Raw genomic sequence first — 709 nt, 5'->3', positions numbered from 1 at the left:
TTAGTGATCAAATTAGCGACACCACGAACAATTGCAGTTTTCATATTGGCAATACCTGTTTTGATACCAGCCGTTGAGTCTTTTGCAATTTGTTCTAGTGATTTAAGACCGCCGCCACCTTCTTTGTTAAGTTTGATCAAAGAATCCTGAAACTCTTCTACTGAAATAGTTCCATTTGAGAGTCCTTCTTTCATTTCACCTGCAGTTAGCCCCATTTGTTTGGCTAAAGCATTAAGCGCGGGACCAAGACCACTATTGATCATACTGTTCCATGTCTGTGCATCAACCTTGCCATTAGAAAATGACTGTGATAACTGAACAACGGCATTATCAACCATTTCAGCAGATCCACCGAAACCAAGAATCCCATTATTTAATGCAGCAAATATCTTTTCGGACTTCCCCAAGTCATTGGTAGAGGAGGCAATGAGTTGAACCCCTTTGATTGCACCATCTAATGGCGTGGGTAGTCCCTGAATACTTTTCTTTAAACTGTCCATCGTCTTTGATGTTTCGCCCGCAGAAAAGCCCATATTTTCAAAGACTCTGTTTGCATTATTTAAGGTATCGACCCGATTAATAGCCCCATCTAAGTTACTAGTAATCAAACCGATACCTTTTGAAATGATTTTACTTGCTCCACTGGCAAGGAAATTACCGACAAACGATGTCCAAATGCTGCCCAGAGAGCGACCGCCTTTTTGACTTG

General features: G+C 41.2%; 1 protein-coding gene. It reads right to left on the bottom strand.

Annotation, left to right across the window (positions count from 1 at the left end; translation table 11 throughout):
• Positions 1–709, bottom strand: a 709-nt coding sequence (locus tag IGI58_RS18215) for a tape measure protein (protein WP_429955527.1), incomplete at both ends; no start/stop codon positions are given.

The sequence above is a fragment of the Enterococcus sp. AZ020 genome (genome assembly GCF_050499205.1).
GTDB lineage: Bacteria > Bacillota > Bacilli > Lactobacillales > Enterococcaceae > Enterococcus_L > Enterococcus_L dunnyi.
Note: the sequence above shows the minus strand (reverse complement) of the source record. Positions and strands in the feature narration are given on the sequence as shown.